Below are 26,636 nucleotides of genomic sequence, written 5' to 3' on the forward strand. Positions count from 1 at the left end.
CTTAGCTGGCTTCCAAGCGGCTTTGCACCCGTTCGCGCGCGGCCTGACTGTCATTGTAGCTCAGCCCCATTGCAGCGCGGGCTTCTTCGACGATCTTGATCTCGCCCTCGTTCGAATGGCCATCGGCCAGCACGACCTCCCACAGCGCATCCAGCGCGGCCAGACGTTCTTTCAGGTCGGTGGTCTCGCGGATCAGTTTGCCGAACGTATCGGTCTCGGGCGCGGCGGCGTGCAGCTTTTCGCAGGTGGCACGTACCTTGGCGGCCTCGATGGCGTTGTGCTGATAGAGGCGGGCGAGGATGCGGTCTATCAGGCTGATCTCTTCCAACTGGTAATCCCGATCCGCCTGCGCCACGCGCACCATCAAAGCCCCCAAGGCCAGTTCGGCATCCGGGTCGGGCAGGTGATCATGTTGCGGCGGGCGAAACGCCTGAAGGAATTTTTTCAGCATGAGCCTAGGTTAGTCCTTATTTTCCAGAGCGCCAAGCAAGGCTACCCATCATAGCCCTTTATGATCACAAGATCGCCCATCGAGACAGGCGTGCGAATATCCTTGGCCCTTTGATAGCCGTCGCTTTCGTAACAGGCGAGAGCGTCTTCGTAGCTGGGAAACTCGATTACCACCGTGCGCGATCTGGATGTGCCTTCCTTGATCTGGTGCTCACCGCCGCGCACCAGGAACTTTGCACCGTAGGCGGCAAAGGGTTCGGCGTTGGCGGCGATGTAGTTCTTATACGCGTCCATATCGTCGACATCGACATGGGCAACCCAGTATCCTTTGGTCACGGGGTATTCTCCTGCTCGGTCACACGGGCAGGTTGATCAGATTTTCGTTGAATTGCAATCCCGTGTTCAGCCGGTCGGATTGATTGCCGCGCGGGCTTGTTCGGTCAGCCAATTAATCATTTGTTTGTAGGGAACCGGGCCATAGCTGACGCGGGCGACCCCGAGTTCGGCCAGACGCTGGGTGCTCGGGGTGCCGGGCAGGGCGATGATGTTCACGGGCAAGTCGGTCTCCGCACAGAGGCTTTCGATCATCGCCTCATCCTTAAGCCCGGGCGAAAAGAATCCGCTGGCTCCGGCATCCGCATAGGCTTTGGCGCGGGCGATTGCGTCATCCAGCATGGCGGAGTCATGGGTATCGGGTGCTGCTTTCAGGAAGATGTCGGTGCGGGCGTTGATGAAGGCCGGAATGCCCGCCGCATCGCACCCTTCGCGCATCGCGGCGACGCGGGCGGCTTGCGTTTCGATGTCATAGAGGTCCTTGGTGCCGACGATCTGGTCCTCGAAATTGAACCCGACGACACCGGTTTGCAGGGCCTGCTGAACGTTGCTGGCGATGCCCAGCACGTCTGCGGCGTAGCCGCCTTCGAAATCCAGCGTGACGGGCAAATTAACGGCATCCACAATCCGTTTCGCGTTGGCCAGCGCAAAGTCCATCGGAATGTTCTGACCATCTGTGAAGCCCTGCGCCATCGCGACGGGCGCGCTGCCGGTGGCAATCGCCTGCGCCCCGCCTTCGGCTACCGCTGCGGCGCTGCCTGCGTCCCAGATGTTGAACAGGACGACCGGATCGCCCTTTTTGTGCAGGGCTGCAAACTGTTCCGCCTGGGTTGCTTGATTGGTCATGGCCGGTCTCCTGTCGCTGCTATGGCGGCAGTTATCCGTGCAAACCCCCGATGCGTAAAGATGTTTCGCGCCGAGGGGTACAATACTGTGATAGGCCCGTGATCAGACCAGCCGCGAGGTGTCTTTCGCAGCGCGCACGAAATCGCGGAACAGGGGGTGCGGGTCGAAGGGTTTGGATTTCAGTTCCGGGTGGTACTGAACGCCGATAAACCACGGGTGATCTGACCATTCGACGATCTCGGGCAGGCGGCCATCGGGGGACATGCCCGAGAAGTTCAGGCCCGCCTTTTCCAGCTTGTCGCGGTATTTGATATCGACCTCGTACCGGTGACGGTGGCGTTCCTCGATGGCAGTTCCGCCATAAACCTCAGCCACTTTCGAGCCATCGGCCAGAACCGCATCATAAGCGCCCAATCGCATGGTGCCGCCCTTGTCGTCACCGACTTTGCGTTCAACCTTGTGGTTGCCCTGCACCCATTCCTTGAGGTGGTAAACCACAGGTTCAAAACGCTTTTTCCCAGCCTCGTGGTCGAATTCTTCCGACCCGGCCTCGGTGATGCCCGCCGCGTTGCGGGCGGCTTCGATCACCGCCATTTGCATTCCAAGGCAAATGCCCAGATAGGGCACTTTGTGTTCGCGTGCGTATTGGGCGGCCTTGATCTTGCCCTCGGTGCCGCGCTCGCCGAACCCGCCGGGGACGAGGATCGCGTGGAAGCCTTCCAGATAGGGGGCCACATCTTCATTATCGAAGACCTCGGCATCGACCCATTCGACCTTGACCTTGACCCGGTTGGCCATGCCGCCATGGGTCAGCGCCTCGGCAATCGATTTGTAGGCGTCTTCCAGCTGAGTGTATTTGCCGACGATGGCGACCTTGACCTCGCCTTCGGCGTTGTGGATGCGGTCGCTGACGTCTTCCCATTTCGCCAGATCGGGCTTGGGGGCAGGGCTGATCTGGAACGCGTCCAATACCGCCTGATCCAGACCTTCCTTGTGATAGGCCAGCGGGGCGTCGTAGATGGTGCTGAGGTCCTGCGCCGCGATCACGCTGTCGGGGCGCACATTGCAGAACAGGGCGAGCTTTTCACGCTCTTTCTTCGGAATCGGCCCTTCCGAGCGGCAGACCAGAATGTCGGGGGCCAGACCGATCGAGCGCAACTCCTTGACCGAGTGCTGGGTCGGCTTGGTTTTCAACTCTCCGCTGGCCTTGATGTAAGGCAACAGGGTCAGGTGCATGAACAGGCACTGGCCGCGCGGCTTGTCCTGACTGAACTGACGGATGGCTTCGAAAAAGGGCAGGCCCTCGATATCGCCGACGGTGCCGCCGATTTCGCAGAGCATGAAATCAACCTCATCCTCGCCAATGGCGATGAAATCCTTGATCTCATTGGTGACGTGGGGAATGACCTGAATGGTCTTGCCGAGGTAGTCGCCGCGGCGTTCTTTCTCCAGCACGTTGGAATAAATCCGTCCCGAACTGACCGAGTCGGTCTTGCGGGCCGCCACACCGGTGAAGCGTTCATAATGGCCGAGGTCCAGATCGGTTTCAGCCCCGTCATCGGTCACGAACACTTCGCCATGTTCAAAGGGCGACATGGTGCCGGGATCGACGTTCAGATAGGGGTCCAGCTTGCGCAGCCGGACCGAGTATCCCCGGGCCTGCAACAGCGCCCCCAAGGCCGCCGAGGCCAGCCCTTTGCCCAAGGACGAAACCACACCACCAGTGATGAATATAAAACGCGCCATGATTTTCGGCTGCTCCCGTGAGAGGTCATTATCTGCTGCCCGACGGCTTGAAAAAACCGCAGCATCACGGGACTTCACGTATAAAGGATTCGCGCCCAAAGCGCAAGAGAACCGCAAGATGCTGTTGCAGTTCTCCTCCGTAATTCTAGGTTTTGTGGCTCAGTCCGCTTGCGGGATCAGCGGGGCATTGTCGCCCTGCGCCGGCGGAAGCAGGTCATCCGCCGCCGGAACCGCGGGCGCGCTTTCCTCGGTCGCGGCCGGGGCGGGAACGCCCAGACGGTCGATGACCGAGCTGCCCGAGGATTTCTGCGCCGCCAGAATGGTCAGCGTGATCGAAGTGACGATAAAGCACCCGGCCAGAATCCACGTGACCTTGCCCAACGCCGTTGCCGCGGCACGGCCCGTCATGGCCCCGCCACCGCCGCCACCCATGCCAAGGCCCCCACCTTCGGACCGCTGCATCAGAACGACGGCGATCAGGCCAAGGGCCAGAAGAAGATGGATGATGAGAACGACGTTTTCCATGGGTGTCCCGTACAGCGTGGCGTGTATCGCGTGGTACTTATGCAAGTTTGGTTCCGGGGGCAAGGGACGAGTTGGCATCACGGATGGTGATGTTGCACATCACGGCAAAGGGACTGGACAGGGCGTTGATCTGTAACGCAGGCTGCGTGCCATGCCTCATGACGATCACGACCACCCGCACGCCCTTTTGCCACCTGAACCCGCGCTGCGCGTCAAAGCGCTGGAAACGATTCTGACCCAAAAGGGGCTGATCGATCCGGCGGCGCTGGATGAGATCATCGACACCTATCAGAACAAGATCGGTCCGCAGTACGGCGCGCGCGTCGTTTCCAAGGCGTGGAGCGATCCTGCGTTCAAGGCGGCCTTGCTAGAGGACGCGACCCCCGTGGTGGCCGATCTGGGCTATTTTGGGCGTCAGGGCGAGCATATGGTGGTGGTCGAGAACACGCCCGAGCAGCACAACATGGTCGTCTGTACCTTGTGCAGTTGCTACCCGTGGCCGCTGCTGGGTATCCCTCCGGGTTGGTACAAATCCGATGCCTACCGCGCCCGCGCGGTGCGCGAGCCGCGTAAGGTGCTGGCTGAATTCGGCGTGACGCTGCCTGACGAGACCTCGGTTCGTGTCTGGGATTCGACCGCCGAGATGCGCTATCTCGTGCTGCCGATGCGCCCGGAAGGCACCGCAGGTATGGACGAGGACGAACTGGCCGCCCTCGTCAGCCGCGACAGCATGATCGGCACCGGTCTGGCGCGGGTGCCCTCATGACTCGGGTTCACGATATGGGCGGACGGTTCGGCGATGGCCCGATCAATCCCGAAGCCGAGGACGCCCCGATCTTTGCCGAGAACTGGCACGCGCGGGCGCTGGCGGTGACGCTGGCCTCGGGCTTTCTGGGGCAATGGAATATCGACGTCTCGCGCCACGCGCGTGAATGCCTGTCGCCCAAGGACTACGCCCGGTTTTCCTATTACGAAAAGTGGATGGCCGGGCTGGCCGATCTGCTGGTGAAGCAGGGCGTGCTGACGCTGGATGACCTGCGCGGAGAAACCGCGGATGGCGATCACCCGCTGGCCTCGCGCAAGCTTAAGGCCGAGAACGTGGCGACCGCGCTGGCCAGAGGCGGCCCCGCCGATCGCCCGTCTAATGTCGCGGTGCAGTACGAGGCCGGGCAAACCGTTCGCACCGTGCGCCCCACCGCGAACCGGCTGGTCGAGGGCGGCCATACCCGCCTGCCGATCTATGCCGCAGGCGCAACGGGCCGCATCCTGCGCCTGCACGGCACCCACGTTCTGCCCGATTCCAACGCACACGGGCTGGGCGAAGCACCCGAGCCGCTTTACGCGGTGGCCTTCCCCGCGTCCGAGCTTTGGGCCGACCCGGAACACCCCCGCGATGAGGTCGTGCTGGACCTGTGGCAATCCTATCTGGAACCGGCATGAACGAATGTATCACCCATACCGCACCCGAGCCGGTCTTCGCCGAACCCTGGCACGCGCAGGTCTTCGCGGTCACCGTGGTGCTGAACGAAGCGGGCCGCTTTGACTGGCCCGACTGGGCCGTGCGCTTTTCGCAGACGCTGAAACGCAATGGGTTGAACAAAGAGCTGGATGGTGGGGACGACTACTTTCACGCCTGGCTTGAAACGCTCGAGACGCTTCTGACCGAGCAGGGCGATGCTGCCCCCGACGACATTGCTGCCCTGCGCAATGCTTGGGAAGAGGCGTATCTGACCACTCCGCATGGCAAACCTGTGCGCTTGTCGCAAGGTTAGAGGGGGCTCTGCCCCCGCCGCCCGTTGGGCGACTCCCCCGGGATGTTTTTAGCCAGATGAAGAAACGGATTCTTAACGATTTGGGGTGATGAAAAACGGGCGGTACAGGCGGGGACGCCGATGACCGCGCCAGGTGAAGCTCTCCGGCGGATTGGTCGGGGAGCGGATCCCTGCTTCACCTGGCTAAAAATATCCCCGCCGGAGGCATCGCGCGGTACGCGCGATTTTCCACTGCGGCGAAATATCGGTTTCCCTGCCGTCTGAGCCTCGCTATACGAGCCGGGTTTGAATACTCAGCGTAAAAAGGACCGGATATGGCCAACGTGGTTGTTGTCGGCGCCCAGTGGGGCGACGAGGGGAAAGGCAAGATCGTCGACTGGCTCAGCGAGCGGGCAGATGTGATCGCGCGTTTTCAAGGCGGGCACAATGCCGGGCATACGCTGGTCATTGATGGCGAGGTTTACAAGCTGCACGCGCTGCCTTCGGGTGTGGTGCGTGGCGGTAAGCTGAGTGTGATCGGCAATGGTGTTGTTCTGGACCCGTGGCATCTGATCAAAGAGATCGGCTCGATCCGCGCCCAAGGCGTTGATATCTCGCCCGAGACGCTGATGATCGCAGAAAACACGCCGCTGATTTTGCCGATCCACGGAGAGTTAGACCGTGCGCGGGAAGAAGCCGCCAGCAAGGGCACTAAGATAGGCACCACCGGGCGTGGTATCGGTCCGGCCTACGAGGATAAAGTCGGCCGCCGCTCGGTTCGCGTGGCGGACCTGGCGGATGAGGCGACGCTTGAGGCGCGCGTGGACCGTGCGTTGCAGCATCACGACCCCCTGCGCAAAGGGCTGGGGATCGCTCCGGTCGACCGAGACGCTTTGGTCGCACAGCTAAAGGATATCGCGGCGGAAATTCTGCCGTTTGCCGCGCCAGTCTGGAAAGTGCTGAACGAAAAGCGCAAGGCGGGTAAGCGCATCCTGTTCGAGGGCGCGCAAGGCGCGCTGCTGGATATTGATTTTGGCACTTATCCGTTCGTTACCTCGTCCAATGTGATCGCGGGACAGGCGGCGACCGGGGTTGGCATCGGGCCCGGCTCAATTGATTTCGTGCTGGGGATCGTCAAAGCTTATACCACCCGTGTGGGTGAGGGGCCGTTCCCGACTGAACTGGACGATGCCGATGGGCAGCGTCTGGGTGAGCGTGGGCACGAGTTTGGCACGACCACGGGCCGCAAGCGCCGCTGTGGTTGGTTCGATGCCTGTCTGGTGCGTCAGACCTGCGCGACCAGCGGTGTGAATGGCATTTCGCTGACCAAGCTGGATGTCCTGGACGGGTTTGAGACGCTGAAAATCTGCACTGGCTATGAGTTGGACGGCGAACGCCTGGACTATCTGCCAACAGCTGCCGACCAACAGGCACGTTGCACGCCGGTCTATGAAGAGATGCCGGGCTGGAGCGAATCCACTGAAGGCGCGCGCAGTTGGGCGGACCTCCCTGCAAACGCCATCAAATACGTGCGGCGCGTGGAAGAATTGATTGAGTGTCCGGTTGCGCTTTTATCCACCAGCCCGGAGCGGGATGACACCATTCTGGTGACTGACCCGTTTGCCGACTGATGGACAGCGATCAGAAACCGGGCCTCAGCTACAAGGCCCGCCGCCGCTGGTCGTTGGTGATCCTGCTGGTCGGGCTGCCGGTTTACATCGTGGCGGTCGTGACGGTCGTCAATTGGCTGGACCGCCCGCCGATTTGGCTGGAGCTGCTGGTCTATGTCGGCCTTGGCATTCTGTGGGCGCTTCCGTTCAAGTTCGTGTTCCGGGGGGTCGGCAAGGAAGATCCGGATCAGTCCTGAGACTCGGGTAGGGGCGCAAGAGAACGAAAACAAAAAAAGGCCGGGGATGACCCCGGCCCTTAATTTTGATCTCTTGGTTCTTACCCGACGGCGCGCTCGTCATCGGGGCGGAACCCGATCAGGCTTGAGGCGGCAAAACGCCCTCCGCCCGCTTTTTCGATTTTCCCGTCGCGCAGCAGCTGCCCAAATGTACGGAGGCTTTCTTCGCGATTGAATTCGTCCTGCTTGAGCGAGCGAACCTTGTTCATCAATTGCGGGCGCGAGAACTTTTCCTGGCCCTCGATGAACGACAAGTAAGCTGCGGCGGCCTCAAGCAGATCAGGCAGCGATTGCGCGCCTTGATCCTGCGCGAACTGTGCAAAGCCGCTTTCTTCCGAGGCGGCTTCGTCGTGCTCGGCGGTCACGCGGCGCGGGGTTACCGGGCCAGTCTGGGCGTTCTGATCGTCAATGCGCTGTTCCGCGACCAATTTCAGCGGGGCTGCATTGTCGGATTCGGGGCGCATGCTAGTCACCTGGATTTCCGGGCGGCGGGGGCTTACCACCGACGCTAGGTCGCCGCGATAATCCTGATCTGCAGATTTCGCATCCGCGACGGCATCGCCTTCGGCTTCGGTCGCGGCAACGGCGGTACGCAGGTGCGAATAGGTGTCGCGCGTGCCGCTGGTCGACGGATCATCCATCTGTGCGTCGGCCTCATCCATCAGGCGGGACACATCCAGATCAGAAGCGACTTCATCGGTTTTTGTGTCCGCAAGTTGACTGGCCAACTCGGTTTCAATGTCATCAATCTCGCTCAGAAGGCTGCTTTCGTCTTCCGCAGTCAGCACGGTTGCGGTGACTTCCTCGGTGAAATCATCCGAAGCGATCTCGATGGGTTGGTCGGTGACTGCTTCAGCTTCATCCTCGGTCAGGATGTTGGTGATTTCGTCTTCTTCCTCCACCTGCTCGGCGGTATCGTCCAGGTCCGAGAACAGCGCGTCGTCCGAGGTTGCCTCTTCCGGCGCGTTTTCCTGCATCTCGGGGGCGAAAACAGGGGCCGGATCTTCTGTAGGCTCGGCGACGGGCGCGATATCTCGCTCGGGTGCGGCTTCTTCGGGCGCTGCAGCTTCGACCTTCGGTGCGGGCTCGTCCTGCGGTTCAGGTTCAAAATCCTGAGCAGTAAGCGCTCCGGCCTCGAAGGCTAACGCAACGGCGTCGACCGGTTCGGGCGCGTCGCCCAGAAGGCCGCTTTCTTCTTCTTCGGAATAACCGCTCGCGCTGTCGGTCGAGTGGGACACGACGGCCCGGATGCGCTGCAGCTTGGCGGCGATGCTGTCGGCTGCCGGAGGGGGGGTATCTTCGACAGGTTCAGCGTCTACGTAAAGAGGGGGGGACATATCCGCCTGCGGCTCGGGGGTCTGGGCCGCAGGTTGTGCCGCATTTTCGGTTGCAGGGGTCTGAGGGGCTTCGGTTGCGCGCAGCAACAGGCCGGATTCGCTCTGGCGTGCTTCCACCTGTTGGTTCTGGTCGCGTCGGGCGATACGGGTCAGCATTTCGGCATCTGGTTGAGGCGGCTCGGAGCCGAAGTAACGATCTTCGGCAGCGAGATCGCGGAAGTATTCGGCAATGGCTTTCATCGTCTCAAAGGAATCGTCGAATCCTTCCAAAGTGCAGGAGAAGGTTCCATAGGAAACGGTCAATACCTTGTTATTCTGTACCATCAGACGCACGTCCTCTACAAACTACGAGAGCCAACTTGCCCGGGACAGGGCGCACGCATTGGCTCAGAACTTTCTGCATGAACCTATCATTTTGTGGTCTGAATGTGTCCAAATCCGGGAAAAATGATCAATCTTAGAAAAAATAAGCCAATTGTGCGGTCATCTGGCCCAATTGGGCTGTTTGGAGGGGGGCAAATCGGGTCTGGCGACGTGAATCTGGTGCTGAATCGCGTCAGTTCGGTGGTTGCCGCTGACGGAGGCGCGGCTGTTTTGGTCGATTCGGGGCGGATTCCGGACGCGGTGATCGGCGATTTCGATTCGCTGGACCGGGATGTGCGCGACAAGATCCCCGCTGACAGGCTGTTTCCGATCCATGAGCAGGACAGTACGGACTTTGACAAGGCGCTGCGCAGTGTTCAGGCCCCTTTGGTGTTGGGTGCCGGATTTCTGGGGCAGCGGCTGGATCACCAACTGGCGGTTCTGAACACGTTGGTCACGCGGTGCGAGCGTCCCTGCGTTCTGCTGGGCGCGCACGAAGTTGTCTTTCACGCGCCGCCATCGATTGCGATTGATCTGTCAGCCGGTGACGTGGTTTCGCTGTTCCCGCTCGCAAAGGTGACCGGAGGCAGCCGGGGTCTGGAATGGCCGATCAATGATCTGGTTCTGGAACCTGACGGGCGAGTGGGCACCTCGAACCGGGCATTGGGCGAGGTTGAGCTGCAGGTGGATGGGCCGGGCCTGCTGGTGATGGTGCCTCGGGATGCGTTGGACGCGGTTATGCGCGCTTTTCTGTCGGGGCAGACCGGGCAATGGCCCGCTCACGCAGAATGACGTAGAGCCCGGCGGCGACGGTGACCAGGATACCCAGCGCCGCCAGCCCATCGGGCAGGTCGTGGAAGATCAGCCATCCAAACACGGTGGCAACAGGGATTTCCAGATATTGCATCGGCGCCAGAGTGGCCGACGGCGCATATCGCAGCGACCACGTCATCAGCAAATGCGCGACAGTGCCCAGAATGCCGATTGTCAGCATCAGCCAATGCGCGTTGCCCTGCGGTACGATCAACGACAACTCCCAGACGTCGGCTTGCGTGCCGAACAAGATCACCGGCAGCAGCAGAATCGTTGCAAAGACGCCAGAAACGGCCTGCAGCGAAACGGGATCGGTCTCTTTCGCGATCTGGCGCGTGACCAGCATGAACAGGGCAAAGTCCACCGCGACGATCAGAGGCAGCAGCGCGGGCCATCCAACCTCGGCAAAGCTGGGCTGGATCACCAGAAGCGTGCCGATGAACCCCACGATACAGGCCAGCAATCGGCGGGTGCCGACCTCTTCACCCAGCACATAGCGGCCCAGCAGCAGCATGATGAAAGGCATTACAAAGGCGATGGCAATCGCGTCGGCCAGCGGTAGGAACTGCAGCGCGCTGAACATTGCGGTGATGCCGATGATGTGCAGAAGGGTGCGGATCACCGCCAGCCGCAGGATACGCCCGCGCATGCGCCAGGGGCGGCGCGTAAGCGCGACCAGCGGGATCAGTATCAGCGCCTGAACCGCAAAGCGCACCAGAACCAGCAGACCCAGCGGTGTGGTCTCGCCTAGCAGTTTGGCCATAGCGTCGCCCAGCGGTGCAAGCACGCAAAAGCCGAGCATCAGAACGATGCCAAAAACCGGGCGATCATGGGTCATGAGCGCGACGCTAACGACTTGGCGTCGCGCTGAAAAGGTCAGGTTTCGGGAAGCGGCTGTACCTTTGTGTAATCCGGGCCGATGCAGGTGGGCAGATCGTCATTAAGATGCAGCCAGTTCAGCTTTTCCTCATGGGCCACGTGCAGAGTCGGCTGCAGCGTTTCAGGGTTCTCCAGCACCGCCACATACAAATGCAAAACATCCGACATCTTGGTCGAGCGGAAGGACATCGGCGTACCGCAATTGGGGCAGAAGCTGCGCTCGACACCGGGGGAGGAGTTGAAGCGTTTCGGTTCCTCGCCGGTCCAGCGCAACTGGCCATCGCGCACGCCGAAATAGGTGGTCATCGGCGCGGCGCATTGGCGGCGACAACTGTCGCAATGGCAGGTGACGCAGGACAGGACCGGAGGGTTTATTTCGAACCGGACTTTCCCGCATAAACAATGTCCGCGCATATCATGCCCCTTTTTGCGACGTCAGCAGTTGGGAATGTTCACAGCCAAACCGCCCAGCGAGGTTTCCTTATACTTCTCGTGCATGTCGTGACCGGTCTGGCGCATGGTTTCGATCACCGCGTCTAGCGGCACAAAGTGCTGCCCATCGCCGCGCAACGCCAGAGACGCTGCTGAGACCGCCTTGATCGCGCCCAGCCCGTTGCGTTCGATACAGGGCACCTGTACCAGGCCGGCAACCGGGTCGCAGGTCATACCCAGGTGATGCTCCAACGCGATTTCGGCTGCGTTCTCGACCTGCTCGGGGGTGCCGCCCATCACGGCGCAGAGCCCGGCGGCGGCCATGGCCGAGGCGCTGCCGACCTCGGCCTGACAACCCGCTTCAGCCCCCGATATCGAAGCGTTGTACTTCACCAACCCGCCGATGGCGGCGGCGGTTAGCAGGAAATCCTCGATATGGCTTCCGGATGCGCCGGGGACGTGGTCGAGGTAATAGCGCAGCACCGCAGGCAGCACCCCCGCCGCGCCGTTGGTGGGCGCAGTGACGACCTGACCCCCGGCGGCGTTTTCCTCGTTCACCGCCATGGCGTAAACGCTCATCCAGTCGTTGATGGTGTGGGGGGCGGTCAGGTTCATGCCACGCTCGGCGATCAACGCATCGTGGATACTTTTGGCACGGCGGCGTACTTTCAGGCCGCCAGGCAAGATGCCGTCGGTGGTCAATCCCCGCTCGATACAGTCGTTCATCACCTGCCACAGGCGGGCCGAGCCCTTGGCAAAGCTCACCGGGCAGCCGCGCGCAATCTCATTTTCGCGCTTCATCGCCGCGATGCTTTTGCCGCTGGCTTGGGCCATCTCCAACATTTCGACGGCGGATTTGAAGGGGAAGGGGACGGGGTCGCCTTCTTCGGTGGCTTTGCCTTCGGCCAGTTCTTCTTCGGTCAGAACAAAGCCGCCACCGATGGAATAGAATACCTGCCGTAGGATGACATCGCCCTGCGCATCGGTGGCCATCAGGATCATCCCGTTGGCATGGCCGGACAGGTTGTGGTCGTAGTCGAAGATCAGATCGGTCTTGGGGTCGAATTTCAGGGTCGGCAGACCTTCGGGCGTTACCGTATGCGTTTGAGCGATTGCGGCCAGCGCAGCCTCGGCCTTGTCGTTGTCATAGGTGTCCGGCACGAAGCCCGCGAGCCCCAGAATGGTCGCCCGGTCGGTTGCGTGACCAATGCCGGTAAAGGCCAGTGACCCATGCAGCGACCCGCGCAGACCGGCAAATTCAAAGGGCGAGGCGCGCATCATGTCCAGAAACCGCGCGGCCGCGACCATGGGGCCCATGGTGTGCGACGAAGACGGGCCGATGCCCACTTTGAACATATCGAAGACAGAGAGGAACATATCAGGTAGCTGAGCCTTCCGAAGGGGTGGCGTAAGTTGGTGACGTAAACGGTGTAACACCCAGACCCTCGGCGGCGATAGCCGCACGGGTCGCGGGCCGGGTTTCGAGCTGTTGCAGAATGTTCTGCAGATAGGGCGTGTCGGCCAGTTGATACCACGACCGGTCCACCCGCGCCGGGTATAACGCCATCCAGCGCATCATACAGGCGATGTAATAGGTCAGGACCGAAGGTCGATCAGCGCGCAACCACTCGGGGGCCTGTTTCGCTTGGGTATCCAGCAGGTTCAGTTGGGTGCGCAGCCGGGGGCGGATGCCGTCCCGCAACGTGTCAGCCTGCGCCGCGTCGATGTATTTCTCGGCGTAAAACAGGATGCGCAAGTCTGCGTGCAGCGTGTTCGAGGCGAAGAACAGCCATTTCAGGAACGGCGCACGGTCCTGACTGTCTGGAGCGGGTGCAAGCTGCCCATGGGTATCGGCCAGCCACAAAAGGATCGCGGCTGTCTCAAAGATCGGGCCTTGTGGCGTTTCCAGAACCGGGATCAGACCGTTGGGGTTCAGCGCCCGGTACTCTGCCCCGTCCTGTGCCTGCCGCTTGCGGTCGACAAGGTCGGTTTCGTAGGGCAGCCCCATCTCCTCCAGCACCAACCGGATCACCAGCGAGGCGTTGTCGGGGGCATAGTGAAGGCGATAGGGCGCGGTCATGATGTGTATCTACATCGCGACCCGCGATAAGGAAGCACCGATTGCGACGTTTCCTATAAGAAACGCGCATTTCGACGACATGTTTTTGACGGGCATTTGTGCGGTTTGGGTCTCGCAGTCGATCCGCGCTTTTCGTATAACGCGGTCGGGATACCAAGGAATGCTGCCATGACCGGAGAACTCTCGCCCATTGATACGGCAAAATACGTTGCCGCGCGCCGCGCTGCCGAAATGGTTGAGGACGGAATGCGGGTCGGGCTGGGTACCGGCTCGACCGCTGCGTGGCTCGTGCGTCGTCTGGGCGAACGGGTCCAGGATGAAGGGTTGCGGATCAAGGGCGTTCCGACCTCGACTCGAACCGCCCAGCTGGCGCGTGAGGTGGGAATTGAGGTCGTCTCGCTGGACCAGGCCGGGTGGCTGGACATGACCATCGACGGCGCGGATGAATTTGACGGCGAGTTGAACCTGATCAAGGGCGGCGGCGGGGCGCATCTGCAGGAAAAGATCGTGGCCACGGCCAGCGATCAGATGGTAGTGATTGCCGACGCGGGCAAAGAGGTTGAAACGCTGGGCGCGTTTCCCTTGCCGGTTGAGGTGATTCCGTTTGGCTGGCAAACCACGCGAACCCTGATCGAAGAGGCTTTGGACACGATGGATGTCCTTGGAACATCGGCCGCCTTGCGCATGAACGGCGAGGCACCGTTTGTGACGGATGAGGGGAACCACATTCTGGACCTGCACCTGCAACGCATCGGCAACGCGCGGCATCTGGCGTTGGTGCTGAACCAGGTTCCGGGCGTAGTGGAAAACGGGCTGTTCATCGACATTTGCGACAAGGTGGTCATCGGCCACGGCGATGGCCGGGTCGAGTTGCGCGACATCAACGAAGGCACGATTGAGTTGGACCAGCTTGTCAGCGGAACCCGAGAGAACCTGTTTTCGGATATGGCGGATTGAGGTCTGTCTATATTTCTTGTGCAAAGCCCCAAGGAAAAACAGGATTTTCCGGGGTCAGGGGTTGGCACATGGTTTTTCGCGCCCAGATATCCAGAGAATTTTGCTGAATGAAGGAACCCGGCATGAGCTTTGATTATGATCTTTTCGTCATCGGTGGCGGCTCGGGCGGGGTCCGGGCGGCGCGCGTGGCGGCGGGTGAAACCGGGGCCAAAGTGGCGCTGGCGGAAGAGGATCGCTATGGCGGCACCTGCGTTATCCGCGGTTGTGTGCCGAAGAAGCTGATGGTCTTTGCCAGCGAGTTCTCGGGCATGGTAGGCGATGCGCAGGCCTATGGCTGGGACATCCAGCCTGGCGGGTTCAACTGGAACACGTTTCACGGCAAGCTGGTCGCCGAACTGGACCGGCTGGAGGGCATCTACCGCAACATCCTGAAGAACAACGGCGTCGAGAGCTTTGATCAGCGCGCCCGTCTGGTCGATCCGCATACGGTGGAACTGGCCGATGGTACGCAAAAAACGGCCAAGCATATCCTGATCGCCACCGGTGGTCGCCCGGTTGTGCCCGAATTTCCGGGGTCCGAACTGGCCATCACCTCGAACGAAATCTTCCACCTGGACAAGCTGCCCGACAGTATCCTGATCGTCGGTGGCGGCTACATCGCCAGCGAGTTTGCCGGGATCATGAACGGGTTGGGGATTAAGACCACTCAGTTCTATCGCGGCGCGCAAATCTTGCGTGGCTTCGACGAAGAAGCGCGCGGGTTGATCAGCGAAGAGATGTGCCAGAACGGCATCGACCTGCATCTGGGCACCAATGTACTTGAAATGAAAAAGCAGGGCGACAAGATCTGGGTCAAGGCCACCAACGGGTCCGAACAACTGTTCGACGTGGTGATGTACGCGACGGGTCGCGCGCCGAATGCCGATGATCTGGGGCTGGAAGGTTTGGGTGTCGAACGGGGTCGCAAGGGCGAGATTATCGTCGATGAATACAGCCAGACCGCCGTGCCCTCGATCTATGCCATCGGCGACGTGACGGACCGAGTGAACCTGACCCCGGTTGCGATCCGCGAAGGCATGGCCTTTGTCGAAACCGTGTTCAAAGGCAACCCGACGCCGGTGGATCACGACCTGATCCCGACCGCGATCTTCACCCAGCCCGAATTCGGCACTGTGGGGCTGAGCGAGGAAGAAGCCGCCGCGCAGGAACCGATCGAGGTCTACGCGACTTCGTTCAAACCGATGCAAAAGGCGTTTGCGGGCGGTACGCAGCGGGTGCTGATGAAGCTTCTCGTCAGTCAGGCCACCCGCAAGGTGCTGGGCTGCCACATCGTTGCTCCCGGCGCGGGCGAAATGATCCAGCTTGCGGGCATTGCGGTGAAGATGGGCGCGACGAAGGAAGATTTCGACCGCACGGTTGCGGTTCATCCGGTCATGGCCGAAGAACTGGTGACAATGCGGCAACCTGTTCGCACGGCTTGATTTGCAACCGCGCGCACACACGTTACAAGGGAACCCGTGATCACACGGTCCAACACAAGGGAAAAGACACATATGGCGGGCAACAGCGGTGGCCCCTGGGGGGGCGGAGGCTCCTCGGGTGGCGGAGGAAATCGGGGTAACAACGGGGACGGGCGCAAGCCCCCCGAAGGCGACGGCCCGCAGATCCCCGAGATCGACGAGCTGATGAAAAAGGGTCAAGAGCAGCTGCGCGTCCTGATGGGCGGTCGCGGCGGCGGTGGCCGTGGTACGAACGGCTCGGGCGGCGGCGGCGGTCCGGCGTTCACCAAGGGCACGGTTGCGATTGGTCTGGTGGCAGCAGCGGTGCTGTGGGGGCTGGCCAGCTTCTACACCGTCAAGCCCGAAGAGCAGTCGGTTGAGCTGTTCCTGGGTGAGTTCTCGGCCGTTGGTAATCCGGGTCTGAACTTTGCCCCGTGGCCGTTTGTGACGGCTGAGGTTATCCCGGTTACCCGCGAACAGAACGAAGATATGGGCGGCGCGCGTGGCAGCGACGATGGTCTGATGCTGACCGGTGACGAGAATGTGGTCGATATCGACTATCAGGTCGTCTGGAACATCAACGACCCGGCTAAATATCTGTTTAACCTGCGCGATCCGCGTCAAACGATCCGCGCTGTGTCGGAATCGGCGATGCGCGAAATTATTGCTCAAAGCGAGCTGGCCCCCATCCTGAACCGGGATCGCGGTATCATTGCCGAACGTTTGCAGGAGCTTATTCAGCTGACAATGGACAGCTATGATTCCGGTGTGAACATCGTTCGTGTGAACTTTGACAAGGCTGACCCGCCGCAGGACGTGATCGCCGCCTTCCGCGACGTTCAGGCCGCCGCGCAGGAGCGTGACCGTCTGCAGAACGTGGCCGACGCTTATGCAAACCGGGTTCTGGCCGAAGCGCGCGGTGAAGCCGCGCAGGTCCTGGAAGAGGCCGAAGCCTATCGCGCCCAGCAGATCAACAGCGCGCAGGGTGAAGCCAGCCGTTTCAGCGCGGTATTGGAAGAGTATTCCAAAGCGCCGGATGTGACCCGCAAGCGCCTGTATCTGGAGCGGATGGAGCAGGTTCTGGGCGACGTGGACAAGATCATTCTGGATGAAAACTCCACTGGCTCGGGGCAGGGCGTTGTGCCCTACCTGCCGTTGAACGAACTGCGCCGCAACCAGGCCGAGGAGAGCAACTGATGCGTAAGGCGACATTTATTCTGCCGATCATCGTGATTGCGGTTGTCGGTCTTCTGTCCTCGATCTTTATCGTGGACGAGCGTGAACGCGCGCTGGTGCTGCAGTTTGGCCGCGTCGTGGCGGTGAAGGAAGAGCCCGGTCTGGCGTTCAAGATCCCGCTGATTCAGGAAGTGGTGCGCTATGACGACCGTATCCTGTCGATCGACGTGCAGCCGCTGGAAGTCACCCCTCTGGATGATCGCCGTCTGGTGGTCGATGCCTTCGCACGTTATCGGATTTCCGATCTGGAGCAGTTCCGTCAGGCCGTTGGTGTCGGCGGAATTCCGGTGGCCGAGGATCGTCTGGACCGCATCCTGCGCGCCGAAACGCGTGAGGTTCTGGGTTCGGTCTCGTCCCGCGATATCCTGAGTTCTGACCGTGCGGCTCTGATGCTGCGCATCCGCAACAGCGCAATTGCCGAAGCGCGGGCACTGGGTGTCAACGTAATCGACGTGCGTCTGAAGGCGACCGATCTGCCGCAGGCGAACCTCGAAGCCACTTTCGACCGGATGAAGGCGGAACGGGAACGTGAGGCGACCGACGAACGCGCCCGCGGTAACGAGGCCGCGCAGCGCGTGCGCGCGCAGGCCGACCGGACCGTGGTAGAACTGGTATCGGACGCCAACCGCGAGGCCGAGATCATTCGCGGTGAGGCCGACGCCGAACGCAACGCGATCTTCGCCGAAGCTTTTGGCAAGGACCCCGAGTTCTTCGAGTTCTACCGCTCGCTGTCCGCATATGAACGGGCGCTGGGCGGCAGCAACAGTTCGATGGTCCTCAGCCCGGATTCAGAGTTCTTCAACTACCTGAAATCACCAACAGGGCAGGCATCCCAGTAATGGGCATGATCCTTCTGGCCTTCGGGCTGGTGCTGATTGTCGAGGGGCTGGCCTATGCGCTGGCCCCTTCGCTTATTGAACGCATGCTCGAGGCGCTGCGCGCGCTGCCGGAATCGGCTCGGCGGCTGATGGGAATGCTCTGTGTGGTCAGCGGGCTGGTCCTGCTTTGGGGCGCTTACCAGTTGGGATTTTAACACAAGGACCTCACTTGCCGGTGATTTCCCCGCGATCCCGAGTTGCCCATATGGTCAAACTGACTACATTGGATGTGAAGGAAGGCTGCCGGTCGGCAGCCCGGAAGGTTTGTCGACGAGGAGACCCCAAGTGCAGGCGAAAGCGCGCAGTGTGTCCGTCCGGTGGGACGAGTTAAGTGTTATGATGCGGCTGATGTGGCTGGCCTTTGCCGGGTCGCTGCTTGTGCTGGCCCAGACCATCGCGGCGCAGGCGCGGGGCGAAAGCCTGGCGCCACTGGCCGAACAGATCAGCCCGGCGGTGGTGAACATCACCACCAGCACGCTGATCGAGGGGCAGGGCGGGCCTCAGGGGATTGTGCCCGAAGGCTCTCCGTTCGAGGATTTTTTCCGCGAGTTTCAGGACCGCAACGGCGATGATGACAGCCGTCCCCGCCGCAGCAACGCGCTGGGGTCGGGGTTTGTGATCTCGGAAGACGGCTTCATCGTCACCAACAATCACGTCATCGCGGAAGCCGATGAAATTCTTATCGAATTCTTTCCCGGAGACGGTCAGCCCGCGAAGGAGCTTCCTGCAAAGGTTATTGGGACGGACGAGAAAACCGATATCGCGCTGCTCAAGGTCGAAGCATCCGGCCCGCTGCAATATGTCCAGTTCGGCGACAGCGACACTGCGCGCGTTGGCGACTGGGTGATTGCCATGGGCAACCCGCTGGGGCAGGGCTTTTCAGTCTCGGCCGGTATTGTCTCGGCCCGGAACCGGGCGCTGAGCGGGTCTTATGACGACTACATTCAGACCGATGCGGCGATCAACCGGGGCAACTCGGGCGGACCGCTGTTCAATATGGACGGGCAGGTGATTGGTGTGAACACCGCGATTCTGTCGCCCAATGGCGGCTCGATTGGCATCGGATTTTCGATGGCGTCGAACGTGGTGATCAAGGTTGTCGATCAGCTGCGCGAGTTTGGGGAAACCCGCCGAGGCTGGCTGGGTGTGCGCATTCAGGACGTAACCGAGGACATGGCTGAGGCGATGGGGCTGGACAAACCCGGCGGTGCTTTGATCAGCGATGTGCCGGACGGCCCCGCGAAAGAGGCTGGCCTGAAAGCGGGTGATGTGATCCTCAGCTTTGACGGGGTCGAGGTGGAAGACACCCGCGGCCTTGTGCGGCAGGTGGGCGAAACCACTGTTGGCAAATCGGTGCGCGTTGTCGTGCACCGTGATGGCGGCACGCAGACCGTACTGGTCACGTTGGGCCGTCGCGAAGATGCCGAGCGTGCCGAAACGGATGAAGAGGAAACGCCTGATGCCGAAACGGACGAAAACGCCGATATTCTGGGGCTAACGATCTCGCCGCTGACGGACACGTTGCGTGAAGAGATGGGGCTGGACGCTGATGCGGATGGTCTGGTTGTGTCCGAGGTTGACGAAGCGTCTGAGGCATTTGCCAAGGGCCTGCGCGCTGGGGATCTGATCACCGAAGCCGGTCAGCAAAAGGTTGAAACCATTGCCGATCTTGAGGCACGGATGGAGGAAGCCCGCGAGGCGGGTCGTAAATCCCTGCTGTTGCTGGTGCGTCGGGGCGGCGACCCGCGCTTTGTCGCGCTGAGCCTCGAAGAATAAGATAGGGAACGCATTCCCGAGAGAAAAGAAGGCCCCTGCGGGGGCCTTCTTTTGTTTGGAGAGCCGTCAACCTCCTATTCCGGCGCGTTCAGAATGCGCCGGAGCGTGCCCTCCGGGTCTTTCCGGAAACTGTCGGCAACCTTGCGAATACAGCCGTCATCGCCAGAGGGATCAGCTTTAGTCTTGTCCGATTGACCAGAGCCCGCCGCCTCGGTCCCGTCACCCAAGCTAAGCCGAACCATCACGGGACGATGATCCGACACGCGTGTTACGAAGTCGGGAAAGGCCCGATCTGCGGCGATGATCATGAAATCCTCGCTGTCGATATTCGCGCTCATATCCGAGGAGGCGAAGATCGAATCGATTAGCGAAAAGTAGGGGCGCTTGAGATAGGTAATGGCCCCGTCGCGTTCATCCGCCGCGCTCAGCGCCTGAAAATCGGCGTCCAGCAGGCCTTGAAACTGGCCGGTTCCAAGCTCGGCATTGATGTCGCCGCCGATCAGAACATCCGCCTCACCGAACTCGCTCATGGCCATGTTGATGACCTTGGCCAGCATGTTTGCCGCCATCTTGCGCCTTTTCGCACCCTCGGATTTGGCCTTGAGGTGCAGCGGCACCAGCAGAAAATCGAACGGGTCACTGGATGCGGAAGTGGTCGAGGTAAACCGGAACAGCCCCGGATACCGGTTGAAGATTTTGCCGTCCACGGCCTCGAACTCCCGCGCATCGGGGTCGCGGCTGTCGAGTTTCAGCAGCCGATGCGCTTCGGCCGGCCAATCCAGACGCTCGCCCGAGACGGTCAGAGTGTTCCAGATAACGGTCGTGGTCTGCCTGCCGCTGCTGGCCGAAGGCTCCGAGGCCAGATAGTCGAATTCCATCTGGAACTTGCTTTTAAGCTCCGCCACCAGCGCTTCGGTGGCTTGTGGCGAGACCTCCTCTAACGCCCAGATATCGAGGTTGAGGTCCGCGATCACTCGGGCGACGTCGCTTAGTTTGCGGTCGTAATCCCTGTTGAACCATTCGATGTTCCAGAAGGCGACATCAACGTCCTGATCCGCCCCGCGATAGGTATCCACCACGCGTTCAAAGGCGGTTTCGCCGCTTGGCTTCCGGCCCAGTGTGCCGAAATACCCGGTGCGCGAGTCGCTACCGCCCATGTGGCGCAGCACCTCGCGCGCGGATTGCGGGTCGGGCCCGGTACGGGCGCGGATGTCCAGATCGATGGCGATGGCGGAAATCTTGATGCCTTCGTTGATGCGGTCGCCTTCGTATCCTTCCTTTTTGAGCTTCAGTCGAAGATCGTCGCTGACATCCTCGAACGCGTGATGCAGGGCAAACAAACGCCAGTCGTCGCGCAGCACGGGGGCACCCGAACTGCCATACATCGTGTCCGCTGTGTAATGGACCAGCACCTCACGCGAACCGAGGCCGGTGAAAATGTCGTTCTTGCGCAGCGAGGCCCGTTTGGGCCTGCCATCCGGGTGGTGGATGATATGGGCGGGATAGCGGTCCTGCGCGATAAACGACCCGCGCCAAAGCTGGATGCTGTTGAAGTGCTGGCCGGGATTGCCCTCGACCCAGACAAAGCAATAGTCTAAATCTTCCGGCGGACTGGTGATGAAAAGCCTGCTGGGGTTAAGCCGGAACCGGGTAGAGGGCAAAAGCTGCCCGTCCGCGCCTTCTTCGTATCCAAACTCAACCTTGGCTTCCGAGGCGACCTCGGGGCTGTTGATCACATGGGAATTGGTCAGCAGGATGTTGGGGGCTATCAGAAAGCCGGTGCCCCGCCAACTGCCGTTTCGCCCATCCCAGGCCCGGCCACGGGTGCTGATCCGGGCGACGGCCTTGCCGACCTCGGCCCCTTTGGACAGAAAGCCGTAGGGCACGCTGTCATCCTCTTCGATGATCGCCTCGAACCGGGCGCTGGCGGTGAACCCTTCGGCAAACATTTCGAGGTTGGGGATGCCGAGCGTCTCACCAGCAACCTCGGGCACGCCGATGCGAGAGCGGGCCGCTTTGGGCATGGTCGAGATCTCACCCAGCTGGGTTGAGCCACCGCCGCCCCCGTAGACGGCAGCGGTTTCGAACCCGTCGCTGCGCGTTACCACCTGTTTCAGTACCTTATCGAACTTGGCGGCAACCCGGCCAAATCCGGGGCTTTTGGCGTGAATCTCGTCCGCCCAGTCTGTTCTGTGCGTCAGCGTGCCGCGCACGTCAATCAGATGCACATTCGGGTCCTCATCCGCAACCTCGGCGAGGGTATCGTAGAGAGCGTCGATCAGGATGCGGATGACGTCGCGCCGGGTTTTCGGGTTGTCGATCCCCTTGTCTTTAAAGGCGCTGCCCAACCATTTGTCGCGATTGGTAAAAACCCAGATCGGACGACGGTTGTCATTCTTGCTGTTTGGAAACGGGAAGGCGTAGTCGTAGCCGTGGATCAGGATGGGAAGGGTTCTGAACCGATCGTCCGACCGGACGTTGCGCACGACCTTGCGATAGCTTTCGCGCAGGCCATCCGTCACCCGTTTCAACTCGGCCCGGTTGATCAGTTTTTCGGGCCGATCCGACCGCGTGCCGTTGTGCAGCAACGACAATAGCACGGGTTTGCCATTCTTCGCGCCGATCACGTCGTTCCCGGCTGCCGACAGCAGAAACGCCTGAACATGGTGGGCCTGATCGCGCAGGCCCTGCATGTATTCTGCGGTATCATTGTCGATCATGTTCTCGACCGTGTCACCGGCGGCCCCGAGGCTCCAGATCAGGTAGTCCTCGCCCAGATGGTCGATCACGTCGTGCAGAAGCCTCGGGAACTGAAACCAGCTATCGCCTTCGCTGACAAGAACGGGCCGGGTATCGCCCGCCTTTATCGCATCATTGAAATCCCGTTGTCTGCGGCGTCGGCTGCGCGAATTCAGGCTGGACAGGCCGGCCTCGAACCGGGGGATATCGTAGACGGTTTCGGGATTTGGGCGGATGTTGAAGGAAAATGCGCTCTCGCCCGGTTCCATGATGATGTAGTTTTCCAGAACATGATCGGGGGTATCGAGGTTTTCCCACAGATCAATGAATCTGGCGTAAGAAATCTTCTGCATGGTCAATCCTCGGGAATAAAGAACTTAACGAATAAGTCTGACCTTATCACAGATTAACCTGCAAAGCACCTTGGGGCCGGTTTTGGGGGTCAAATGGGCAGCGGTGTGATGCCGCCCGCAAACGCCGCGAGGATCGGCGCGATCAGGGCGAACCCTGCGCGCAGCAGGTCGCTGGTGCCCTCGGACAAGCCATGAGAGGATCGCCATTCGCTGACGTCAAACTCGCTTTCGGCGTCGTCAATCCGGTTTGCTGCAAGGGCCAGCCGGTTGATCCGGCTGTCCAGAATGACCGCGACCGGAAGAAAAAAGCTTAGCATCAGCAGGCAGAAATAGGTGCCTGTGAACAAAGCTGACGACGTGACAAGCGACGTATACGCGGCCTTATGCGCATCCGAGATCATGGGCAGGGGCCAGTGCATCCAACTGGTGGCAAAGAACATGCCAAAGGTCAGGATCAGGCTGGAGATGTACAATTGCTGCCGCATCTGGCGCAGGTTTTTGGCCAATTCGGCTGCCGTTTCCTCGACATCATTGCGGTCGCTTGAGGTCAGGCACAGGATCATACCGACGATCAGCGACCCGACCGCAAGCCCGGCAAATGCGTTGACGATGTCCATCACGCGCCGGAACAGGGAAAAGACCGGCATGTCGCCGCACGCCCCCAGCAGCCATGATTCCTCGGGTGTCTGACAGCCGGGCAGGGTGCCGCGGGAAAGGGCGGTTTCAAACACGGCCTTTCCCACCTGATGGTAAATCTTGGGGGCCTGAGAGGTCGCATATTGCTGGATCGTTGGAACGATTGCCAGAACAAAGATCGCTAGCACCGTCAGGATCGCGGCGGTTTTGGTTTTGCGCTCGATCGGGCGCGACAGGGTGCGGGCCAGCAAGGCCACGGGCAGCAGTGCCAAGGCGACAAAAAACCACGAGGCCGCCAGGAACCGGAAGCGGCCAATGGATTCCAGCCAGAGACGATCGTCCTGCAGGATATCGACAGGCACATCCAAATCCGCCGCGATCATGTGCTTCTGGATAAGCTCATGTACCCCGAATACGATGATCGGCAGCAGCGCTATCGCAAAATACCGCAGTTTTACATGACGTTTCGCCACGCCGGACCTCATGCGTTTCTCATCCACGCAGGTACCAGTTTAGCATGGAATCGGCGCGTCAGCCGTTTCTTCGACGATTGCTGCAGTCCGCAAATAAAATGAGCCATACGCCCGAGGGGCATATGGCTCAGATACAGGGAGAGATCAGTGGACAGATATCGGGGATGATTCTCTGACCTCTTACAGTAACAGGAATCACTTTAGTCCACGGTTGCGTGCCCGTATGTGAAGCATGTCACAAGGGTCAGATCAGGTCGGATTCCGCAAGTTCCCGCAGAGCCTCGAAGTCCTGGATCAGCAGGCCTCCACGCGACGCTTCGACCACTTCGTCGCGTTTCCAGGTCGAGATCGTTTTGGACACCGCCTCGCGCGTGGCACCCACGAATTCGGCCAGTTCGCTTTGCGACAGGGTGATCCGGTCGTTCGGGTTGTCCTGAAGCTCGGACAGGTGCAACAGCCAGCGGGCCAGCCTGATTGGCATGGGCAGAAAGACCTGCTCGTTCAGTTGCGAGCCCATCCAGCGCATGCGCAGGCCTGCCAGACGGACCATATCGACGGCCAGGTCCGGGTGCTGGCGGATCTGGTTCATCACGTCCCGGCGGCGCACACGCAAAACCCTCGAAGGTTCTGCTGCGGCAATCGTGGCAGTGCGGGGGCCGCTGTCGAACAGCGCAATCTCGCCAAAAACCTCGCCGGGGCGCATCAGGGTCAGGGTCAGCTTGCGCCCGCTCATGGCGAGAAACGAAACCTCGAGCGTGCCCTCGAGAATGGCGTAAAGCGCGTCGCCCTCATCGCCCTGTTCGAACAGGGTTTCCCCTTTGGTCAATGAAATCTCGGATGCCTGTGCGGACAGCATTGCCCGCAGCCCTTCTGATGCGTCGGACAAAAAGCCGCTGTTTGGGAAGGCCGTCATACGTTACGGGTCTCCGGGTGTGATTTGTGAGTGGTGAGTTAACCTTTCACAGCTTGGGGGCTAAGCCAAGGATTTTGTCAGGTTTTCGCCGGTTGGGCCAATCCCTGCGACTGCGCTGCACTGGACCTATTGATGGTCGGGATCGTCCATATAGCTCTGCAGTAGGTTGAACTGCAGCATCAGGAATACCATCAGGGCGATCGGAAAGCCGAAGGTTTCGATCTTGACCCAAAGGTCAGTGGACAGCGTGCGCCAGACAAGTTCGTTGGCCACCGCCAGAACAGCGAAACAGCCGCACAAGCGGCGGGTCAGGATCATCCAGCCTTCGTGGCGCATGGGCAGCATCTCGTCCAGCACGTAAGCCAGATAGGATTTACCCTGCAGCAGACCGATACCAAGGATGGCCGAGAAGAAGCCGTAGACGAGCGTGGTTTTCATCTTGAAGAACCGTTCGTCATTGAACCATGCGGTCAGGCCGCCGAAGAAAATCACCATGATGGCCGTGAAAATCTGCATCCGGCTGAGCTTTCCCGTCAGGAACCAAAGCACGCCCATTGCGCCCAGCATCAGCGGCACGAAGATGATGGTGGCGACGATGAAGCCCGAATATTCGGTGCCGCCGATCAGGAAGCTGTCGTCGCGCAGGCGCAGATAGATGAGGAAAAAGGCCAGTGGCGGGCCCAGTTCCAATGCCTGTTTCAGAAACGGATTGATCTCTTTTTTGTCTGTCATCGCCTGCGTCCTGCTGCTTACCCGCCCATTTCAACTATTACGGCGCCGAGTGCAATCAATGCCATCAGGGCAATGCGCCTTGGGCCGACGGTTTCTTTCAGCACCAGCCAGCCAATGAGGGCGGCGAAGACCGTTGAGGTTTCGCGCAGCACGGCGGCTTCGCCAACTTTGTCGAGCCTTGTGGCCAGCATGATGGCCCCGAAAGACATCGGCGCGATGATCCCGCCCGCTAGTCCGCGCAGCATCAGCGGGCCAAGCGCCGGGCGGTGGATCATGGCGCGGTATCTGAGGGCGGCGTAGATCGGCATAGCCGCGCCGTCGATCATGAAGAACCACGCCAAAAAAGTGAACGGATCAGCGGTGGCGCGGATGCCGTAGGCGTCATAGGTGGTGTAGAGCGCGACGAACAGCCCCGTGGCCAGCGCCAGCGCAAGGGCAATGCCCAGCGTTTCGCGGTTCGTTTCGAGGAACCGCAGGTTATAGAGCGCCAATCCGAAGATGCCTGCCATCAATGTTGCCACGCCCAGCCATTGGATGGCTGAAAAGGTCTCATCGAACAGCAGATAGGCTCCGATCACGGTAAAGAGCGGACCGGTGCCGCGAACCACCGGGTAGACCACGGTGTAGGAGCCCTTGGTGTAGGCGGCGGCCTGTAGGACCTTATAGCCGATGTGGATCAGCCAGACGGTGGCAAAGATGGGCCACATATAGGGTTCGGGCCACGGGACCACGAAGAATGCGAAGGGGGCCGCCATCAGGCAATAGCAGGCGTCGATTGCCCCGCGCGACATCCACGGGTCGTGGCGGCCCTTTTGCAGCGCGCCGAAAACGGCGTGCAGGAAGGCGGCCATCAGTGCCAGGCCGAGGGCGAGGTGGTGGCCGGATTCAGTGCCTTCGAGGGAGATCAGCCAGTCGCTCACATTTGGGCTTTCGCTTGGATGGAAAGGGGGCAGGAGGCGGGGCGCCCACCCCCCAGCTCCCCC

27 protein-coding genes are annotated in these 26,636 nt (G+C 60.8%); 12 read left to right on the forward strand and 15 right to left on the reverse strand.

The window, feature by feature from the left end; all coding sequences use genetic code 11:
* Position 1: 1 nt before the first annotated feature.
* From ACR0JN_RS03660 to secG, 5 genes are all read right to left on the reverse strand, one after another.
* Positions 2–451: a tellurite resistance TerB family protein gene (locus ACR0JN_RS03660; protein ID WP_480817821.1), complete on the reverse strand. Its 450-nt coding sequence runs from the start codon at positions 449–451 to the stop codon at positions 2–4.
* Between the two features lie 41 nt (positions 452–492).
* The gene (locus tag ACR0JN_RS03665; RefSeq protein ID WP_480817822.1) at positions 493–786 is read right to left on the reverse strand and encodes a DUF1330 domain-containing protein; all 294 of its coding nucleotides are present in this window, start codon (positions 784–786) and stop codon (positions 493–495) included.
* A 66-nt stretch (positions 787–852) separates the two neighbouring features.
* A complete protein-coding gene (locus ACR0JN_RS03670; RefSeq protein ID WP_480884308.1) occupies positions 853–1,629 on the reverse strand; it encodes an isocitrate lyase/PEP mutase family protein in 777 nt (258 codons plus the stop codon).
* Positions 1,630–1,731: 102 nt separating this feature from the next.
* Entirely contained in the window at positions 1,732–3,375 is a 1,644-nt protein-coding gene (locus ACR0JN_RS03675; RefSeq protein WP_480884310.1) for a CTP synthase, read from the reverse strand.
* Positions 3,376–3,534: 159 nt separating this feature from the next.
* Positions 3,535–3,900 carry a preprotein translocase subunit SecG gene (secG, locus tag ACR0JN_RS03680; protein WP_480529825.1) on the reverse strand — a complete coding sequence of 122 codons (366 nt, stop codon included), beginning with the start codon at positions 3,898–3,900 and terminating at the stop codon, positions 3,535–3,537.
* Positions 3,901–4,051: 151 nt separating this feature from the next.
* Between secG and nthA the strand changes: the two genes are divergently transcribed.
* The 5 genes from nthA (at position 4,052) to ACR0JN_RS03705 (ending at position 7,518) form a co-directional block, all read left to right on the forward strand.
* Entirely contained in the window at positions 4,052–4,666 is a 615-nt protein-coding gene (gene nthA / locus ACR0JN_RS03685) for a nitrile hydratase subunit alpha (protein ID WP_480884312.1), read from the forward strand.
* On the forward strand, positions 4,663–5,340 hold the full coding sequence (gene nthB / locus ACR0JN_RS03690) for a nitrile hydratase subunit beta (RefSeq protein WP_480884314.1): 678 nt from the start codon (positions 4,663–4,665) through the stop codon (positions 5,338–5,340). Before nthA ends, nthB begins: the two co-directional genes overlap by 4 nt.
* On the forward strand, positions 5,337–5,672 hold the full coding sequence (locus ACR0JN_RS03695) for a nitrile hydratase accessory protein (RefSeq protein WP_480884316.1): 336 nt from the start codon (positions 5,337–5,339) through the stop codon (positions 5,670–5,672). Before nthB ends, ACR0JN_RS03695 begins: the two co-directional genes overlap by 4 nt.
* Positions 5,673–5,986: 314 nt before the next feature.
* Positions 5,987–7,282 (forward strand): adenylosuccinate synthase, encoded by a 1,296-nt coding sequence (locus ACR0JN_RS03700; RefSeq protein ID WP_480884318.1) that lies wholly within the window; start codon positions 5,987–5,989, stop codon positions 7,280–7,282.
* Positions 7,282–7,518 (forward strand): DUF2842 domain-containing protein, encoded by a 237-nt coding sequence (locus ACR0JN_RS03705; RefSeq protein ID WP_480884320.1) that lies wholly within the window; start codon positions 7,282–7,284, stop codon positions 7,516–7,518. Before ACR0JN_RS03700 ends, ACR0JN_RS03705 begins: the two co-directional genes overlap by 1 nt.
* A gap of 80 nt (positions 7,519–7,598) precedes the next feature.
* On the opposite strand, the gene ACR0JN_RS03710 is transcribed toward ACR0JN_RS03705, so the two are convergent.
* Positions 7,599–9,218 (reverse strand): hypothetical protein, encoded by a 1,620-nt coding sequence (locus ACR0JN_RS03710; RefSeq protein ID WP_480884322.1) that lies wholly within the window; start codon positions 9,216–9,218, stop codon positions 7,599–7,601.
* Positions 9,219–9,428: 210 nt separating this feature from the next.
* On the opposite strand from ACR0JN_RS03710, the gene ACR0JN_RS03715 reads away from it, so the two are divergent.
* On the forward strand, positions 9,429–10,049 hold the full coding sequence (locus ACR0JN_RS03715) for a thiamine diphosphokinase (protein ID WP_480884323.1): 621 nt from the start codon (positions 9,429–9,431) through the stop codon (positions 10,047–10,049).
* Here ACR0JN_RS03715 and ACR0JN_RS03720 read toward each other — a convergent pair.
* Genes ACR0JN_RS03720 through ACR0JN_RS03735 form a run of 4 tightly spaced genes read right to left on the reverse strand, consistent with a single transcriptional unit; the run spans position 9,994 to position 13,461 of the window.
* On the reverse strand, positions 9,994–10,908 hold the full coding sequence (locus ACR0JN_RS03720) for a DMT family transporter (protein WP_480884325.1): 915 nt from the start codon (positions 10,906–10,908) through the stop codon (positions 9,994–9,996). The genes ACR0JN_RS03715 and ACR0JN_RS03720 overlap by 56 nt on opposite strands.
* 38 nt (positions 10,909–10,946) lie before the next feature.
* The gene (locus tag ACR0JN_RS03725) at positions 10,947–11,363 is read right to left on the reverse strand and encodes a GFA family protein (protein WP_480884327.1); all 417 of its coding nucleotides are present in this window, start codon (positions 11,361–11,363) and stop codon (positions 10,947–10,949) included.
* Positions 11,364–11,384: 21 nt separating this feature from the next.
* Positions 11,385–12,758: an L-serine ammonia-lyase gene (locus ACR0JN_RS03730; RefSeq protein WP_480884329.1), complete on the reverse strand. Its 1,374-nt coding sequence runs from the start codon at positions 12,756–12,758 to the stop codon at positions 11,385–11,387.
* Position 12,759: 1 nt separating this feature from the next.
* Positions 12,760–13,461, reverse strand: a complete 702-nt coding sequence (locus ACR0JN_RS03735; RefSeq protein WP_480884331.1) for a glutathione S-transferase family protein — start codon at positions 13,459–13,461, stop codon at positions 12,760–12,762.
* A gap of 168 nt (positions 13,462–13,629) precedes the next feature.
* On the opposite strand from ACR0JN_RS03735, the gene rpiA reads away from it, so the two are divergent.
* The 6 genes from rpiA (at position 13,630) to ACR0JN_RS03765 (ending at position 19,807) form a co-directional block, all read left to right on the forward strand.
* Positions 13,630–14,418, forward strand: coding sequence for a ribose-5-phosphate isomerase RpiA (rpiA, locus tag ACR0JN_RS03740; RefSeq protein ID WP_480884333.1), 789 nt, complete (start codon positions 13,630–13,632; stop codon positions 14,416–14,418).
* Positions 14,419–14,540: 122 nt separating this feature from the next.
* A complete protein-coding gene (gene gor / locus ACR0JN_RS03745) occupies positions 14,541–15,899 on the forward strand; it encodes a glutathione-disulfide reductase (protein ID WP_480884335.1) in 1,359 nt (452 codons plus the stop codon).
* A 72-nt stretch (positions 15,900–15,971) separates the two neighbouring features.
* Positions 15,972–17,114 (forward strand): FtsH protease activity modulator HflK, encoded by a 1,143-nt coding sequence (gene hflK / locus ACR0JN_RS03750; RefSeq protein ID WP_480884337.1) that lies wholly within the window; start codon positions 15,972–15,974, stop codon positions 17,112–17,114.
* Entirely contained in the window at positions 17,114–17,992 is an 879-nt protein-coding gene (gene hflC, locus ACR0JN_RS03755; RefSeq protein WP_480817840.1) for a protease modulator HflC, read from the forward strand. Before hflK ends, hflC begins: the two co-directional genes overlap by 1 nt.
* Positions 17,992–18,186, forward strand: coding sequence for a DUF2065 domain-containing protein (locus ACR0JN_RS03760; RefSeq protein WP_480817841.1), 195 nt, complete (start codon positions 17,992–17,994; stop codon positions 18,184–18,186). The genes hflC and ACR0JN_RS03760 overlap by 1 nt, the downstream gene beginning before the upstream one ends.
* A gap of 181 nt (positions 18,187–18,367) precedes the next feature.
* On the forward strand, positions 18,368–19,807 hold the full coding sequence (locus ACR0JN_RS03765) for a Do family serine endopeptidase (RefSeq protein WP_480884363.1): 1,440 nt from the start codon (positions 18,368–18,370) through the stop codon (positions 19,805–19,807).
* Between the two features lie 74 nt (positions 19,808–19,881).
* On the opposite strand, the gene ACR0JN_RS03770 is transcribed toward ACR0JN_RS03765, so the two are convergent.
* The 5 genes from ACR0JN_RS03770 to ACR0JN_RS03790 form a co-directional block, all read right to left on the reverse strand.
* Complete coding sequence (locus tag ACR0JN_RS03770) at positions 19,882–22,899, reverse strand: trypsin-like peptidase domain-containing protein (RefSeq protein WP_480884339.1); 3,018 nt, start codon at positions 22,897–22,899, stop codon at positions 19,882–19,884.
* 89 nt (positions 22,900–22,988) lie between these two features.
* Complete coding sequence (locus tag ACR0JN_RS03775) at positions 22,989–24,008, reverse strand: hypothetical protein (protein WP_480817843.1); 1,020 nt, start codon at positions 24,006–24,008, stop codon at positions 22,989–22,991.
* 244 nt (positions 24,009–24,252) lie between these two features.
* Positions 24,253–24,921, reverse strand: a complete 669-nt coding sequence (locus ACR0JN_RS03780; protein WP_480817844.1) for a Crp/Fnr family transcriptional regulator — start codon at positions 24,919–24,921, stop codon at positions 24,253–24,255.
* A 126-nt stretch (positions 24,922–25,047) separates the two neighbouring features.
* Entirely contained in the window at positions 25,048–25,653 is a 606-nt protein-coding gene (locus ACR0JN_RS03785) for an inner membrane-spanning protein YciB (RefSeq protein ID WP_480884340.1), read from the reverse strand.
* A gap of 17 nt (positions 25,654–25,670) precedes the next feature.
* Positions 25,671–26,573 carry an EamA family transporter gene (locus tag ACR0JN_RS03790; protein ID WP_480884365.1) on the reverse strand — a complete coding sequence of 301 codons (903 nt, stop codon included), beginning with the start codon at positions 26,571–26,573 and terminating at the stop codon, positions 25,671–25,673.
* Positions 26,574–26,636: the final 63 nt, after the last annotated feature.

Source organism: Ruegeria sp. G12 (genome assembly GCF_056533565.1).